This window comes from Pseudomonas cucumis (assembly GCF_030687935.1).
Taxonomy (GTDB): domain Bacteria; phylum Pseudomonadota; class Gammaproteobacteria; order Pseudomonadales; family Pseudomonadaceae; genus Aquipseudomonas; species Aquipseudomonas cucumis.
Window position 1 is genome coordinate 3,911,569 of sequence record NZ_CP117454.1, and the last position, 15,446, is coordinate 3,927,014.

Sequence of the window (15,446 nt, forward strand, 5' to 3'; positions counted from 1 at the left end):
CCCTACAGGAAAATCACCGCTCGGGCGCGACGATGCGGAATCGGATGTTGATGTCGTTGGAGACAACCTTGTCGGCCCACTCCCCTTCCCCGATGTTGAAGTCGCTGCGTTTAACAATGATGTCGCCATCGAAGATCCCGATGGCATGTTCCGGCTTCAACAGCACCTTCACCTGCAACTCGCGCGTCATGCCCCTGAGCGTGAGATTGCCGGTGATCAGGTAGCGGTGGTCGCCCAGTGCTTCCACCCCGGTCGATTCAAAGGTCGCCACCGGATACTTCGCAGTATTGAACCAGGCAGGTTTTTGCAGCTCGCTGTTGGCATCGCTGGCCCCGGCGTCGATGCTGGCAAGGTCGATGGTCAGCCTGGCGTGGGCCGCGGTGGGGTTCGTGGTGTCGAAATCGAGCGTGGCGTCGAACTTGCCGAAGGTGCCATACGCCCTGGAGCCGAACTGGTTATAAGTGAACGAGATCTTGCTGGCGGTGGTGTTCACCTGGGTGTATTCGACGGCGTGGGCGCAGGGCAAAGTGCCGACCAGGAGGATGGCGAGCAATGCGGCGAAACGCGGGAATCGAGGGGGCATGGGATTCTCCGGTTGAAGCGCCCTTCAGGGATTGAAGTACCGCACCGACGTGGCTGCGATAGCTGGACTTAAGCAAATAATCGTTGGTTACGCTAGGTGCTGGGTTAAATGCGATCTGTAGCAGCTGTCGAGCCCCAGCGAGGCTGCGTTCGGCTGCGAAGCAGTCGTGAATCCGGCTGACGTGGTCTGCCTGACGTACTCCAATCTTTGATTTTACGACTGCTGCGCAGCCGAACGCAGCCTCGCTAAGGCTCGACAGCTGCTACAACGAACGCAGCCTCGCTGGGGCTCGACAGCTGCTACAGCGAACGCAGCCTCGCTAGGGCTCGACAGCTGCTACAGCTGCTACAGCCGAACGCAGGCTTCGACAGCTGCTACAAGGATTGCGTAACGGCTTTTTACGAATAAGCCCCAATCATCCACTTCACTTTTTCCAGCGCCTCGCGCAATGCGCCCATTTCCACTGAGCCCAGCGCCAGGCGAAATGCATGGGGGACGTTGACTGAGGTGGCAAACGGTTCGGCGGTGGAAACCGACACATTTTCCCGCATCAATGCCATGGCGATCTGGTCGGCCCTTGCGTCTTCCGACAATGGCAGCCAAAGAAAATACGACGAGGGATGGCGAATGCAGCGCAGCCCCGCCAGTACCTCAGCGGCCACGGCTTGCCTGGCTTGCGCGTCCTGACGCTTCTCAGCTTCCAGTTGCATGACGGTGCCGTCGTCGAGCCATGCGGTGGCAATCGCCGTCATCACGCCTGGGGTATTCCAGGTGGTCGCTTTGATCGTGCGCTCCAGCGCGGACACGTGTTGAAGAGGGGCGACGACGAAGCCGACGCGCAATCCGGTGGCCACACTCTTGGAGAGCCCCGACACGTAAACCGTCCTCTCGGGGGCGAGTACCGCCAGCGGCGCGGGGGGATTTTCCGCCAGGAAGGCGTAAGCGGCGTCCTCGATGATCAGCAGCCCATACCGGCGCGCAATGGTCACCAGATACTCGCGTTGATCGGCACTCATCACCCATCCCAGCGGATTGTGCAGGGTCGGCATTGTGTACACGGCCCGCACGCGCCTATGCCGGCACAGACTTTCCAGCGCCTGCAGATCAGGCCCGTGATCGAGCACGGGAATGGGCACGATTTCGAGGTGCAGTGAGTCGGCCAGGGCTTTGAATCCTGAATAGGTCAATGCATCCGCCGCGATCACGTCACCGGGTTGCAACAGCGCCATCATCGTCACGGCCAGCCCCTGCTGGGCACCGGTGACGATCAGCACCTGCTCCGCCTCAACGGTCAAGCCCCGGACGCGCAAATGGCGCGCCACAGAGGCGCGTTCATGCGGGCGCCCCGCATGTGGCTGGTAGCGCAGCAGCGATTCCAGATCGCCGGCCGATGCGAGCTGACGCAGGGCATTTCGCAGCAGTTCTGCCTGCCCGGGAAGCGCCGGATAGTTGAAGTTCAGGTCCGTCATGCCAGCGGCAACGCTATGCTGGTCGATACCCTGGCCGGGCGACCACGAGGTTTCCCTGACGAACGTCCCCCGCCCCAACTCCCCGCTGACCAGTCCCATGGCTTCCAGCTCCGCATAGACCCGAGAGGCCGTTACCAACGCAAGGCCTTCCGTTGCCGCCAACTGGCGGTGGGTCGGAAGGCGCGTACCTGGCAACAGTCGTCCTGAGCGGATGTCCGCCGCAAATGTGTCCACCAGTGACTTGTAGCGTGAACGAGGCATGCGCAAGTGTATCCATGACAATATTTTGATTGTATTGAGTTTCATCCATACGATGCCTCCCATGCAACCTGCATAAAGGGAATCCTCAATGGAACGCACATCGAACCTGCAAACTCACACCATGGAAAAGACTGCGAGCGGATGGCTCAACGGCTTCATTGGCGTGCTCATTTTCAGCGGTTCACTGCCCGCGACACGGGTGGCCGTTCTGGAATTTGAGCCGGTCTTCTTGACTGTTGCCCGGGCGAGTATCGCTGCCATTTTGGCGCTGTGCATGCTGCTGCTTTTCAACGAAAAACGGCCGGCCAAAAGTCAGCTTTTCTCCCTGGCAATCGTGGCTCTGGGCGTTGTTTTGGGATTTCCGCTGCTGACTGCACTGGCACTGCAATATGTGACGTCTGCGCATTCCATCGTCTTCGTCGGCCTGTTGCCACTGGCCACGGCAGCCTTCGGTGTCTGGCGCGGTGGCGAGCGTCCCCGGCCGGTTTTCTGGTTTTTCTCGGTGCTGGGAAGCCTGCTGGTGGTGGGGTTTGCCATCTCCCAAGGCCTGACCGCTTCTGCGGCAGGGGACATTCTGATGTTGCTGGCCATCCTCGCCTGCGGACTGGGCTATGCAGAAGGCGCGAAGCTTTCAAGAACACTGGGCGGCTGGCAGGTGATTTCCTGGGCCCTGGTGCTGTCGTTGCCCGTCATGATCCCGCTGACCTGGTTCCTGGCCCCGCCTTCGCTCTCGGGAATCACCCTGCCCGCCTGGTTCAGCCTGGCTTACGTCTCGCTGTTCAGCATGTTTCTCGGCTTCGTGTTCTGGTACCGCGGGCTGGCCCAGGGCGGGATTGCCGCCGTCGGTCAGCTTCAACTGCTACAGCCGTTTTTTGGCCTGGCGCTGGCGGCCACGCTGCTGCACGAGCAAGTCAGCCTTGGCATGTTGGGTGTAACCGTTGCGGTGATTCTTTGCGTGGTCGGCGCACGCAAATTCTCGAAATAGACGGTTCAGAAACCGACTGCTGGTCGGCCTCTGAGCCACAGGAATACTAACCTTTTAAGGTAAGGCCTGAATCTGTTGTGGTGGACCGGCCTCCGAGATGTTCCCGGCCCACCGCCGTACTGGAAAGGAGGAATGAAAAATGGCCAATTTAGAGAAAAAAATGCCGGTGCACAGCGACGACGAAAAAACCGATCAGCCACCGCTGGCGACAGACCCTTGGCGTCCTCTGGAAAAACTGCGCCAGCAGGTCGATCACCTGTTCGAAGACTTCAATCGTGGTTCGGGGCTGATGCCTTTCCGGCGTGGGCTGTTCGATGTCGAACCCTTCTGGAGTCGGGAATTTATCGGCCGCAATTTGCCTGCGGTAGACATCACCGAGAAAGATAAAAGCTTCGAAATCACCGCTGAGTTGCCTGGCATGGATCAGGAAAATATCGACATCACGTTGTCCAACGGCAATCTGATCATCAAGGGTGAAAAGAAAGAGGACAAGGAAGAAAAAAGTAAGGGCTATCACCTGTCAGAGCGTCACTATGGCTCCTTCCAGCGGGCATTCAGCCTGCCCAAAGGCGTCGATGCCGACAAGATCGAAGCGAATTTCAGCAAAGGCGTGCTGAGTATCTCGCTGCCGAAGAAGCCCGAAGCCATGAACGCGGACAAAAAGGTGCAAATCAAATCCAGCTGAATCGCCCTTCACGCAACAGAAAGCCCCTTACCGGGAAACCGGTAAGGGGCTTTTTTTGTTTCGTGAAAGAGACTGGCAGGACCTGTCAGTCGACCTGGGGCAATGGCTTGATGATCGTCAGACTGCAGGGTGCCCGGTTCAATACGCTTTCAGCCGTACTGCCGATAAAAATATCGATCCCGTGATGGTAGGTTGTCCCCAATACCACCATATCGAAAGCATGTTGTTCTGCGAAATGTGCGATCACCTCAGAAGGGATGCCGGGCAGCAGATGTCGCTGCTGTTTTTCGATTCCGTAGCGTTCGGCAAGCACCTCAAAGGCCTCCAGCTGAGCATCGATGACCGCATCTCGCAAACTGCCATCGAGTGTCGCTGTCGGCACGTTCACCTCAGACTCCCCCAACTCCGACCAGCCGTCGACGTTGAGCAAGTGCAAGGTGGCGCCGCAGGATTCAGCCAGCGTCGAGGCGAGGTCGAGAATCCGGTCATTAAGCCCTTGGGTCATCGCCTCCAGATGGGACAGGTCGATGGTGGCAAGTATGCTCAATGGGTTTGGATTTGCGGCATCGGTGACCAGGTGCAAAGGCGCCGGGCAATCACGTAGCAATTGCCAGTCCAGAGGTCGGTGGAAGGCGCGGTCCAGTGCCGACACGCGGTGTGTGTCCTTGATCACCAGGTCCGCATGGAAGTCGTTCACATACTCAAGCAGATGCGCCAGGCTCGGTCTGGCCCAGACCACTTCAGTGGTCACCTGCAACCCTTCGCATCGTTGAAACCGTGCTTGCTGCTCCAGCCAGTGACGATGCACCTGCAAGTAACCTTCCCGCGCCTGGGCCATCGCGTCGTGATCGAACAAGCCGGCCACCGCCAGTGCCTGAACATGATCGAAAGCGACAATGTGCAACATTGCACCGGTTGCACAGGCCAAGGCTCGCGCCCGATCGAAAGCCGGTGTATGGACCATTTCGGTCGGGGCAATCAATAGCAGACGTTGAATTTTCACCTCTACTCTCCTTGCAACATCCTGCCGGGTTTGATCGCCAGCACACTGCAAGGCGCCCGATGCAACAGCTGTTCGGCAGTGGTTCCCAATAGCTTGTTCAACCCCGTGTGCTGCACCGTTCCCATCACAATGACATCGGTGTGGTGATCTTCGGCAAACTTGCAAATACTCGACAACGGCGCACCCTCGATGAAGTGGCGACATTCCGTTGGCACGCCATGGCGTTCAGCCAACGCCGCAAATGCCTCGTGTTGCGCTACTCCCAATGCTTCGTAAATACCGGTGGCCAAAGGGAGCGCGCCCACCCCCATGTCCTGGGCATACACAGCCGTCCAGTCATACACATGCACCAACTCAATCCGGGCTTCACACAGTTCAGCCAGTTTCGTGGCGGCGTCGATAATCTGGTCATTGAACACCAAGTCCTGGTCTTCGCTACGCAAGACATCGACGATGGCCAGCACGTTGCGTGGCCGCGGGTTCAGGGCGTTGGTCACCAGATGTACCGGCACCGGACAGTCGCGCAACAACTGCCAGTCCAGTGGCGTGAAAAACACCCGCTTCAACGCCGACTCCTCATGGGCGTCCTTGATGATCAGGGCCAGCGACATCTCGTTGACGAAGTGCAGGATTTCCTCGTAAGGGTGCTGCACCCACACCACCTCGCTGGTAGCGTCGACGCCGTGTTTTTTCATCAATTCGGCTTGTTCGGCAAGCCATTGCCGATGGGTTTGCAAATAACCGTCCCGGGCCAGGGCAATTTGCTCGGGGGCAAACAGGCCCGCGACTGCCAGGGCCTGCAAATAATCGAAGGCCACGATGTGCAACGGCAATTGCATCGCGCGGGCCAACATCGCGGCCCGATCGAACGCCGGAGTACGCGTCATGGCTGAAGGAGCGATCAACAGTAAACGCTGTGTCTGTGACATAGGGCACCTCGGCACACGGCCATCTCGATGCAGTGGGTAGAACCACAGAGTGAGCGCTTCAGAATCGGAGGATTTGATCTTTGTCAGCTATAGGGTCGACTGCTCCCCGGGATCGTCACTTTGCTGGAAGCGAACCCGCAAACGGCTCTACTGCGCAACCTGCCACACGTCGGGCTGCCTGTTGCATCACTCGCCAGGTTGATAAAGATCAATCCCGATCCCCCGGTCAGTGACAGGATAAAACGATGGCCTCGGTGCCCAAACGCATGGGTGTCATGGAGCAATGGTGTTTCTGCAATTTTGACGGGAGTTTTGTCATGTCTGAGCAATTACGCTTCATGCTGGTCGTCTCGCCGCTCATGGAAAACAGCCCTGCGTTCGACCGCGCCGCCGCGTTGGCCAAAGCCTGGGGTGCGGCCCTGCACATCGTCGCTTTCGATTACCTGGAAGGTTTGGCAACGGCCAGCCTGGTCAATGAACAAGTGGTGGAGCAGATGCGGCTCGGGTATGTCGAGCGCCATCGCCAATGGCTCGAAGAACAGGCTCGTCCCTTGCGTAAAATCGGTGTGCCCGTCACCACTGAGGTGGTTTGGGTTGAAAGACCGTTGCAGGAAATCCTCGTTCATCTCAAAGAACAGCCGATGGCCGTCCTGATCAAGGCTCTGGAGTACGAGTCGCTGCTGTCACGGATCATGTTCACGCCCCTGGATATTCATCTGCTGCGCGAATGCCCGGTGCCGCTGCATTTTGTCAGCCATGTGCAGCACGCTTTGCCACGCAAGATCGTCGCCGCGGTCGACCCCTTCCATAGCGATACTCAGTTTAAGGATTTCAACGACAGGATTCTGCGCGAGGCGTCAAAACTGGCGAGTACCTGTAACGCCGAGCTCGACGTTATCTATGCCCATGACCTGTCATCGATCAGCGCGGACGAGTTCGATTTCAACAACGCTTCGACGTTTTTCTCCCCAGGCAAAGCCAAGACACTGTTCGACGCACAGGCCGATGCTTTCCGCGAACTGGCCGAGCGCAACGGTATTGCGCCGGAGCAACAACACATGATCATGGGCAACCCGGCCAAGGTCCTTACCCATTACGCCGATGCCTACAACGTCGACGTGATTGTCATGGGCCGGGTCGGCCACCGTGGCATGGGCCGATTGGTGGGCAGCACCGTGGAGCATCTGCTGTACAAAATGCCGTGCAGTGTATGGGTGGTTTCCCCCGAGGATCTGTAGAGGCACGTTGCGACAGCGCTCGGTCATTACTGCCGGGCGCTGAGCCGCGCCATGAAGCTCAGGACAATTTTTGGCACAGGTCCTTTTCTTGCCACGGGCTTCTCAAACGCAAAACAAGCTTGCGCAATTCACTGAACCAGAAAACAGTGCTGGCCATTGCAAAACAAAGTCCCCACTGACTCAACGTCAACGCACTCGTGCCGAAAGCCCTATTGAGCGGTGACCAGTGCACCACTGCAATTTGCAAGATCATCGCCAGGACAATTGCACCCCAGAGCCACTGGTTGGCGAACAATCCGATGAATGCACTGGCCGACTCCGAGCGAGCACTCAGCGCATTGAACAGTTGCGCCAATACAAGGACCGTAAAACAGGCAGTACGGGCCAGAACCAGCGACTCATTACCCGGTATCAGGCCACCGGGCAGCATCCAGTCGATCGTCAGCAAACTCGCCAACGCCATCACCAGACCGACCTGGAGCACGCCAACCCACATGTTTGTATCGATGATTCGATCCGTTGGCTTGCGCGGGCTGCGTGTCATCACATCCTCACTGTGCGGATCAAGCCCCATCGCGATGGCAGGCGCCGCATCAGTAATCAGGTTGATCCATAGAATCTGCGTGGCCAGCAGCGGCAGAATGATCCCGCCCTTCTCATCAACCAGGCCGATGATGCCGGCACCGACGACGGCAAGAAAAACCGTTAGAACTTCCCCCATATTGGAAGACAGCAAGTAACGAAGAAACTTGCGGATATTGTCCAGAATCCCGCGCCCTTCGCGAACCGCCAGCACAATGGTTGCGAAGTTATCGTCAGCCAGAATCATTTTTCCCGCCTGCCTGGTCACCTCCGTTCCGGTGATGCCCATGGCAATGCCGATATCGGCTGACTTCAGTGCCGGTGCATCGTTCACACCATCCCCGGTCATCGCCACCACATGCCCCTGCGCCTGAAGCGCATCGACAATCCTCAGCTTATGTGAGGGGGCCACGCGTGCATAAACAGATGTCGATTTGACCGCCTCGGCCAAGGCCGCATCGTCCAGCTTATCCAGGTCGGCACCGGTCAACGCCCCGGCGCCGGCCTGGATGATGCCCAGATCCTCGGCGATGCGGGCAGCCGTTCGCGGATGGTCGCCAGTGATCATAATGATGCGGATGCCTGCCCGACGGGCCTCGGCAATGGCCGGTGCGACTTCTTCGCGCGGTGGATCACTGATGCCGACCGTCCCGATGAAAACAAGCGCTGTCTCAAGGGATGGACCGGCCGTGACATCCTCCTCGGGTGACAAAGGACGGTACGCCACGGAAAGCGTGCGCAAGGCCGCACCCGACAACTCATTCACATCGGCCACGGCTTTGGCACGCAGGTCGTCGGTCAGCGGCACGACATCCATGCCGACTTGAACCTGTGTGCAATGTTGCAGAAGCACATCCGGCGCGCCCTTGCTGATCAGCAGTCGCTCATCGTTGCGCTCATGGTCGATGACCAGGGCCGACATCATTTTTCGATCGGAGGTAAAGGGTATTTCAGCCACGCGCTCGAAGCGTTCCCTGCTGCGTGCCGGGGCATCAAGCTTGCGCTCCGCGACCAGAAAGGCGCCCTCGGTCGGATCGCCTTGAATCACCCAGGTACCATCTTCCTGCTGCGTGAGCGCGGCATTGCCAGCCAGGCTTCCGCCACGCAACAACAGCACATTTTCGCTGTGCACCGGGCCGCCGCTCATGGGCAGGTCCTGGTGATGAATCTGCCCCTGCGGGGCGTAACCGACACCGCTGACCACCCCTTTGCCTGATGCCGTCATGGTCTGCTGGATGGTCATTTCGGAACGGGTCAGCGTGCCGGTCTTGTCGGTGCAGATGACCGATGCAGATCCCAAGGTCTCTACTGATGACAGGCGTTTGATGATGGCTTTGTTGCGGGCCATCCGCAGCATGCCGAATGCGAGCACCAGTGATAGAACTGCAGGCAGCCCCTCCGGCACCGCGGCTACCGCAAGAGATACACCCAGCAGAAGAACCCGCAGCACATCGTCGACCGTGTGAACATCCGTGAGCATCAGTACCGCCGCAACGACAACCGCAGCGATCAGCAGAATAGCGATGCCCAGCATCCGCCCTATTGCGCGCACTTCCTTTTGCAGAGGCGTCACCTCTTCGGGCGTGACATCCAGCAGATGAGCGATCCCCCCGACTTCAGTCGCCATACCGACGGCAGTGACGACGCCAAGCCCCGTACCCTGGGCGATGGCTGTGCCTTTGAACACCATATTGGAACGCTCTGCCAAAGGCACTTCGGCGCTCGAACACGTTGTGTTTTTCGAGACGGCTTCACTCTCTCCGGTCAGCGATGCTTCCAGTACCTGCAAGGCATTGGCCTGAATAAGACGAGCATCGGCGCCCACCGAATCGCCCTCGGCCAACACCAGCAGATCGCCGATCACCAGTTGCTCGCTGGGGATACGCGTCAAAGCCCCATCGCGGATGATGGAAGAAGTGGTTTGAGTCAGTTTGGCCAACGCCGCAACAGCTCGCTGTGAGCGGGTTTCCTGGAAAAACCCGAGGAACGCATTAGCCAGCACAATCAGGGTGATGACCAACGCATCGACCGGCCAATCGCGGCTATCGCTCAGGAACCAGATGGCCAAGGTGATAGCCACTGCGACGAGCAGCAGATACACCAGCGGATCCTGAAACTGCGCCAGCAGATAATGCCAGGCGGGTTTGACCGGTTGAACCCGTAGCACATTGGGCCCGTCTCGGTTCAGACGGGCTTGGGCTTGTGCATTGGATAGGCCCAGGCAGATGTCAGTGTCCAACTCACGGGCAATCGTCCCCACGTCTTCAAGGTGTGGGCGAGCGATAGTGTGGCTGCCAGATTCAACTGTCTTGCTCATCTTATCCCCGGCCCTTTGCCGAAACACCGGCCAAGAAATTTACGGTCAGAGTGCTGAGTTTGAGGGCTGATCGACGGGGGTCAATTCAACACTGTCGCGGTACTCCGGCACCGAAACCGACCAGCCCAGTTCCAGACTGATACGCCGGCGCAGTACATCCGAGGCATTCGGTTCCCCGTGCACCACATAGGTATGTTTCGGCGGCCGTTTGAACCCGCGCAACCACTGCATGATTTCATCTGCATCGGCATGCGCGGACAGGGTTTCCATCGGTATCACCTCGGCCCGGATCGGCACGTCTTTGCCATGGATACGCACCGATGGAGCACCGGCGACGATCTGCGCACCGCGAGTACCGCCCGCCTGGAAGCCCGGCACCAGCAGCGTATTCAACGGGTTGGGTGCCAGTGCCTTGAGGTGATGAAGTACCCGTCCACCGGTGGCCATGCCGCTGGCGGCGATGATCACCGCCGGGGTGCGTTGCCGGTCCAGTTCGATAGAGTCTCGGGTCGAGCGCACGAAATGCGCGACATGGCACATGCCTTCGCACTCCTGCAGTGACAGCCGGTGCTCACTGCGAAAACGCTGATACAGGCGCGTGACATCGGTCGCCATGGGGCTGTTGAGGTAGATCGGCAGGTCCGGGATCGCCCGCTTCTGGACAAGCCTGTACAGGTAATACATCAGCAATTGTGCACGCCCGACCGCAAACGATGGCACCAGCGTGATGCCGTGGCGCAAAGCAGTGCGGGTGATGACCTGCGCCAGTTGCTCCTCCGGGGACTCAACAGGGTGCTGTCGGTCACCGTAGGTCGACTCCACCAGCAGGTAATCGGTCTGCTCGATGATTTCCGGGGCGAACATCAATGGATCGTTCGGCCGCCCCAGGTCCCCGGAGCACACCAGCGTCATGCCATCAGCCACCACTTCCACGGTGGCGGCGCCCAATATATGTCCGGCGCAGCGCAACAGAATGCTCATCCCCGGCACAATCTCGACCCGGTGGTGCAACTCCACCGGCCGCAACAGTTTCAGCGCTTGCTCGGCGTCTTGCTCGGTATAAAGCGGCAGCGCCGGGGTGTGTTTGGAGAAGCCGTGGCGGTTGGCAAACTCGGCCTCCTCTTCCTGCAAGCGGCCACTGTCACGCAGCAGGATTTTCACCAGTTCACAGGTCGCGGGCGTGGCATACACCGGCCCGCGATAACCGTTGCGCACCAACACCGGTAAATAGCCACTGTGATCCAGATGGGCATGGGTCAGCACGATAGCGTCGAGGTCGCGAACCGGTACCTGGAAAGGGTCCCAGTTGTGCAAACGCAGTTGCTTATAGCCTTGGAACAAACCGCAATCGATCAGCACATGGTGGTCGTGATGTTCCAGCAGGTACTTGCTGCCGGTCACCGTGCCCGCCGCACCGAGAAATGTCATTCGCATCGTCACTTCCTCAAACCAGGTAACGCTTTACCTGACGGACAAACGCTTATCCATGGTTTTCCCCTCGGTTCATCGCGACAGGGAAGTGTCAGGCTGTGATGAACAGTATCTGGGGTTATCGCCGTGGGGCTCTGACTTTTGTCAATTAATGACCGGCTAGTGATAGCCGGACGCACTCACAGAAGCCTTGTTGATTTAGCTCAATGTCTTGACCTCGTTCACGTGTAAAAAAAACTGATCGGGCCAGGCTTGCGTCCGTTGTCATCCACGCATCAGACAGAGGGCATCACCATGAGCGACTTGAGTTTGCGTCAACATATTCTGGAAGAGCTTGAATTCCAGCCTGGTATCGATGCTGCCAACATCGGTGTGACCGTGGACAACGGCGTCGTCACGCTCTCCGGGCACGTCAAGAGCTACTTGCAGAAAATCAACGCAGAACGCGCGGTAAAAAGCATCAAAGGCGTACGCGCATTGGCCGAAGAAATTCAGGTCAGACCGGAGAAAAACGCTGGCACGGCGGATGACACCATCGCAGCCCGGGCCTTGAACATCATCGCGTGGAGCTCCGACATTCCCGAGGAAGACATCGAAATCACGGTGCAGAACGGGTGGGTCACCCTGGAAGGCGAAGTGGACTGGCAATACCAGAAAGAAACCGTGGAGCGGGCCGTGCACAAATTGTCGGGAGTGGTGGGCATAGACAACCGGCTGACCCTTCGTGCGCGGGTGAATGCGGTCGATGTCCAGCAGCGTATCGAAGAGGCCCTCAAGCGCAATGCCGAAGTCGATGCCAAGGGGATCCATGTCAAGGTCGAAGGCGACGTCGTGAAGCTTGAAGGCAGGGTTCATTTGTGGCGCGAACGCAAGATAGCGGAACGTGCAGCCTGGTCGGTGCCCGGTGTGAGGCAGGTTGAAGATCATTTGCTACTCGCCTGAGTCAACGACCTGGGAAAATCGTGGGTCGCACCGACCGCGTTTCACTGGAGGTGCATGATGATCGCGGTCACGTTGATCAACACCTTGGCGGTGGTCATCGCAGTGGTGATCCACTACGAATGCCTGTTGCGCCTCAACGACTGGTTGCCGAGGCTTAAACTCTGGAGCCGTTTCAGGATCGTCGTCGGGGTGTTCGGTGCCCTGACGGCCCATGCAATAGAGGTGTGGTGCTTCGCGCTGGTCTATTACCTGATGGTGCGCTCAGACGAATGGGGCAACTTGACGGGAAACTTCGATGGCTCGCTGATGGACTGCGTGTACTTTTCATTCACCACTTACACGACAATCGGTTTCGGCGATATTTCACCCGTGGGCAACCTCAAGTACCTGACGGGTCTGGAGGCCCTGACCGGTCTGGTACTCATCACCTGGACGGCATCCTTTTTGTTTATCGAAATGCAGAAGTACTGGAAGCGCAAATAACCCGTCGCCCTTCCCTTGCACGAGCGACTGAAACCGGCTTTTCATTAGCGTCTGTCGAGATAACGGAACAGTTCCTCCTCTTGGTCAAAGTGCAGTTGCACAAGGGTATCCAGCCGAATCAACTGGTGCTGAATCTCATCGGCGCAAGCCGTTGCAGGGTCGGCACTGAAGTCAGCACTCATACGCGCCAGCAAATGGATAAGGCGGAAAATCTCTCGGTGGGCATGACTCAATGCCGACAAGGGGTCCTCACCCTGCATGCTTTGCGTCAGCAGCGGGTACAGGTTTTTTTCATCTTCGCGTTCATGACAGACCAGTGAGACTTGCAGCTTTTTTACCAGTTCGCCCAAGTCAGCCTGCGCCTGCTCGAGTGGACGCAGGGCAAAGTCATTGGCCATCTGATGCAGATCGCTCAGCACCGTGGAAAGCTGATCGTGTTCGTCCTGCAGGCGATCGATATGCTCCCCGGCAAGCTGTTGGCGCACACCTCGCGACGGCATCAATGCACGCAAGGCATTGATAATGATCACCACGTCGATGCCTTCCTGCGCAATGGCGCCGATAAGCGGCGGCAGATAACCGAAGGCCGCCACAACCATGGCCAGCAAGGACATACCCATACCAACCAGCACGCCTTGGCGGGCGATGTGACGGGTCCGGCGGGCAATGTCCAGCGCCTCGACCAGACGATCCAGACGATCCACCAGCAGCACAACCCCCGCGGCTTGCGCAGAGGCCGTGGCACCGCTGGCCCCCATCGCCACACCGACATTGGCCGCCGCCAGTGCGGGGGCATCGTTGATGCCATCGCCCACCATCAGAGTGCTGGCGCGCAGGCAACCTTCCTGGACCGCACGCACTTTGTCCTCGGGGGTCAACCCGGCACGCAGCTCGTCAATCCCGGCAGACAGCGCAATCATCTCGGCGGTTTCCAGCCGATCGCCAGTGAGCATGACGATTCTCTCGATGCCTCTGTTGCGCAGTCGACGCAGGGTTAGCGGGGTTTCCCGACGCAGGTTGTCCGAGAAAATCAACAGCCCGGCGAGCGCCCCATCCACTTCAATGAAACTGCCACTGCACGCCAGGTAATCCATGTGGCGCAGCATGGTGGTGGCCCAGCCAGGCACAGGCATGTCTTTTTGCACAAACGACAAGGTGCCGAAGCGCACATGCTGGCCATCAATCAGCCCGCCAAGACCCGCGCCCGGACTTTCTTCGACGTCCTGCGGCAGGCTGAGCGGTAATCCACGTTGATGCGCCGCTGTGACAATGGCCTGGGAGATCGGGTGCGTGGAGGCTTGCGCCAGCGAAGCGGCCAGCCCAAGCAGGCGCTGCGGATCGACCGCTCCGTTGGTTTCAATCGACTGCAGACGGGCGTGGCCGCTGGTCAGCGTGCCGGTCTTGTCGAGAAACACCTGCTTGACCCCGGCCAGCGCTTCCAGGGTCACGCCGTCCTTGATCAGAATCCCGCGCCGCGCCGCCCTGGAGATACCTGACATGATCGCGATCGGCACCGCCAGAATCAAAGGGCAAGGTGTGGCCACCACCAAAACCGCCAGCGCGCGCAAAGAATCTCCGCTCAGGTGCCAGGCGATCCCGGCAATCAGTAATGTCAGAGGAATGAAGAGCAATGCATAACGGTCGGCCAGACGCACGAAAGGCGCGCGCGAGCGTCGTGCGGCTTCGGCCAGGCGCACCACCCCGGCATAGGTGCTCTGCGCTGCCGTTCGCGTGGCTGTCAGAAGAATGGGCGCACCGACATTGGTGACGCCGCTGGGCAGTTGCTCCCCTGCCTGGCGGGTGACCGGCAGTGACTCACCGCTGAGCGCCGATTCATCCAGAACGGCGGTAGAACTGAGCAGACGGCCATCGACCGGTACCACCTCCCCCAAGCGTACAAGCAGTGTCTGCTGCGGCTGGATCTGCTCAACCGGTATCTGCCGTAAATCGCCACTTTCCTGCAGCCAGGCAAAGCGTGGCGCCCGGTCGACCAGCGCACGCAGCTCGCGTTCGGCGCGTTGTTTGGTAAAAAACTCCAGGATGCGCCCGGACGCCAGCATCAAGGCGATCACCGCCGCCACCAGCGTCTGTTGAAAAAACAACGCTGCTGCAATCGACAGTAATGCAATCAGGTCTACACCGGCCTCGCGCCGGGCCAGGCGCCCGGCAATCTCGACGAGCAATACCAGGGCCATCACCAAGCTACCTGCGGCCCAGCAAATCGACGCCCAGTCAGACTTCCCGACGACCTGCGCAATGCCCCCGACCAACAGGGTCAGGGTGGTGAGCAGTAATAGCGCCGGGTCCAGCCACTTACCGAGCATTGATGTGAGTTCCTCCAAAAAGCGCTTGCGATGCAACGCTGCAAGCCTGCGACATGAATGGATAGAGCTTAGGACTCGAATGCCCGGCCTGTTCGCCATGCGACATCAATTGGGGCAGTTTTTATCGTTAGCGCAACGGCCGCGACCAGCCCCACTGCCGTCTGCGCTCTTTCTGATCTAAATCAAACAGACTTTGGCCGTTCACGTAGACATT

Annotated in this window: 12 protein-coding genes; 5 read left to right on the forward strand and 7 right to left on the reverse strand. The window is 58.9% G+C overall.

Annotated elements, in window-relative coordinates; all coding sequences use genetic code 11:
• Nucleotides 1–13: 13 nt before the first annotated feature.
• Together PSH97_RS17680 and PSH97_RS17685 are read right to left on the reverse strand one after the other, a co-directional pair.
• The gene (locus tag PSH97_RS17680; RefSeq protein WP_305446039.1) at nucleotides 14–583 is read right to left on the reverse strand and encodes a YceI family protein; all 570 of its coding nucleotides are present in this window, start codon (nucleotides 581–583) and stop codon (nucleotides 14–16) included.
• Nucleotides 584–981: 398 nt separating this feature from the next.
• Nucleotides 982–2,313, reverse strand: coding sequence for an aminotransferase-like domain-containing protein (locus PSH97_RS17685; RefSeq protein ID WP_305446040.1), 1,332 nt, complete (start codon nucleotides 2,311–2,313; stop codon nucleotides 982–984).
• Between the two features lie 88 nt (nucleotides 2,314–2,401).
• On the opposite strand from PSH97_RS17685, the gene PSH97_RS17690 reads away from it, so the two are divergent.
• The gene (locus PSH97_RS17690; RefSeq protein ID WP_305446042.1) at nucleotides 2,402–3,298 is read left to right on the forward strand and encodes a DMT family transporter; all 897 of its coding nucleotides are present in this window, start codon (nucleotides 2,402–2,404) and stop codon (nucleotides 3,296–3,298) included.
• A gap of 139 nt (nucleotides 3,299–3,437) precedes the next feature.
• Nucleotides 3,438–3,983, forward strand: a complete 546-nt coding sequence (locus PSH97_RS17695; protein ID WP_305446043.1) for an Hsp20/alpha crystallin family protein — start codon at nucleotides 3,438–3,440, stop codon at nucleotides 3,981–3,983.
• Nucleotides 3,984–4,068: 85 nt separating this feature from the next.
• Here PSH97_RS17695 and PSH97_RS17700 read toward each other — a convergent pair whose 3' ends face one another.
• Both PSH97_RS17700 and PSH97_RS17705 read right to left on the reverse strand, forming a co-directional pair.
• Nucleotides 4,069–4,986: a universal stress protein gene (locus PSH97_RS17700; protein ID WP_305446044.1), complete on the reverse strand. Its 918-nt coding sequence runs from the start codon at nucleotides 4,984–4,986 to the stop codon at nucleotides 4,069–4,071.
• Between the two features lie 2 nt (nucleotides 4,987–4,988).
• Nucleotides 4,989–5,915, reverse strand: coding sequence for a universal stress protein (locus PSH97_RS17705; protein ID WP_305446045.1), 927 nt, complete (start codon nucleotides 5,913–5,915; stop codon nucleotides 4,989–4,991).
• A 317-nt stretch (nucleotides 5,916–6,232) separates the two neighbouring features.
• Here PSH97_RS17705 and PSH97_RS17710 point away from each other — a divergent pair, with 317 nt between their 5' ends.
• On the forward strand, nucleotides 6,233–7,153 hold the full coding sequence (locus PSH97_RS17710; RefSeq protein WP_305446046.1) for a universal stress protein: 921 nt from the start codon (nucleotides 6,233–6,235) through the stop codon (nucleotides 7,151–7,153).
• Between the two features lie 58 nt (nucleotides 7,154–7,211).
• Here PSH97_RS17710 and PSH97_RS17715 read toward each other — a convergent pair whose 3' ends face one another.
• Together PSH97_RS17715 and PSH97_RS17720 are read right to left on the reverse strand one after the other, a co-directional pair.
• Nucleotides 7,212–9,974: a cation-translocating P-type ATPase gene (locus tag PSH97_RS17715; RefSeq protein ID WP_305446047.1), complete on the reverse strand. Its 2,763-nt coding sequence runs from the start codon at nucleotides 9,972–9,974 to the stop codon at nucleotides 7,212–7,214.
• 123 nt (nucleotides 9,975–10,097) lie between these two features.
• Nucleotides 10,098–11,486 carry an MBL fold metallo-hydrolase RNA specificity domain-containing protein gene (locus PSH97_RS17720; RefSeq protein ID WP_305446048.1) on the reverse strand — a complete coding sequence of 463 codons (1,389 nt, stop codon included), beginning with the start codon at nucleotides 11,484–11,486 and terminating at the stop codon, nucleotides 10,098–10,100.
• Nucleotides 11,487–11,777: 291 nt separating this feature from the next.
• On the opposite strand from PSH97_RS17720, the gene PSH97_RS17725 reads away from it, so the two are divergent.
• Complete coding sequence (locus PSH97_RS17725; protein ID WP_305446049.1) at nucleotides 11,778–12,425, forward strand: BON domain-containing protein; 648 nt, start codon at nucleotides 11,778–11,780, stop codon at nucleotides 12,423–12,425.
• Between the two features lie 57 nt (nucleotides 12,426–12,482).
• Nucleotides 12,483–12,908 carry a potassium channel family protein gene (locus tag PSH97_RS17730; protein WP_305449825.1) on the forward strand — a complete coding sequence of 142 codons (426 nt, stop codon included), beginning with the start codon at nucleotides 12,483–12,485 and terminating at the stop codon, nucleotides 12,906–12,908.
• Nucleotides 12,909–12,952: 44 nt separating this feature from the next.
• Here PSH97_RS17730 and PSH97_RS17735 read toward each other — a convergent pair whose 3' ends face one another.
• A complete protein-coding gene (locus PSH97_RS17735; protein ID WP_305446050.1) occupies nucleotides 12,953–15,232 on the reverse strand; it encodes a heavy metal translocating P-type ATPase in 2,280 nt (759 codons plus the stop codon).
• Nucleotides 15,233–15,446 lie beyond the last annotated feature (214 nt).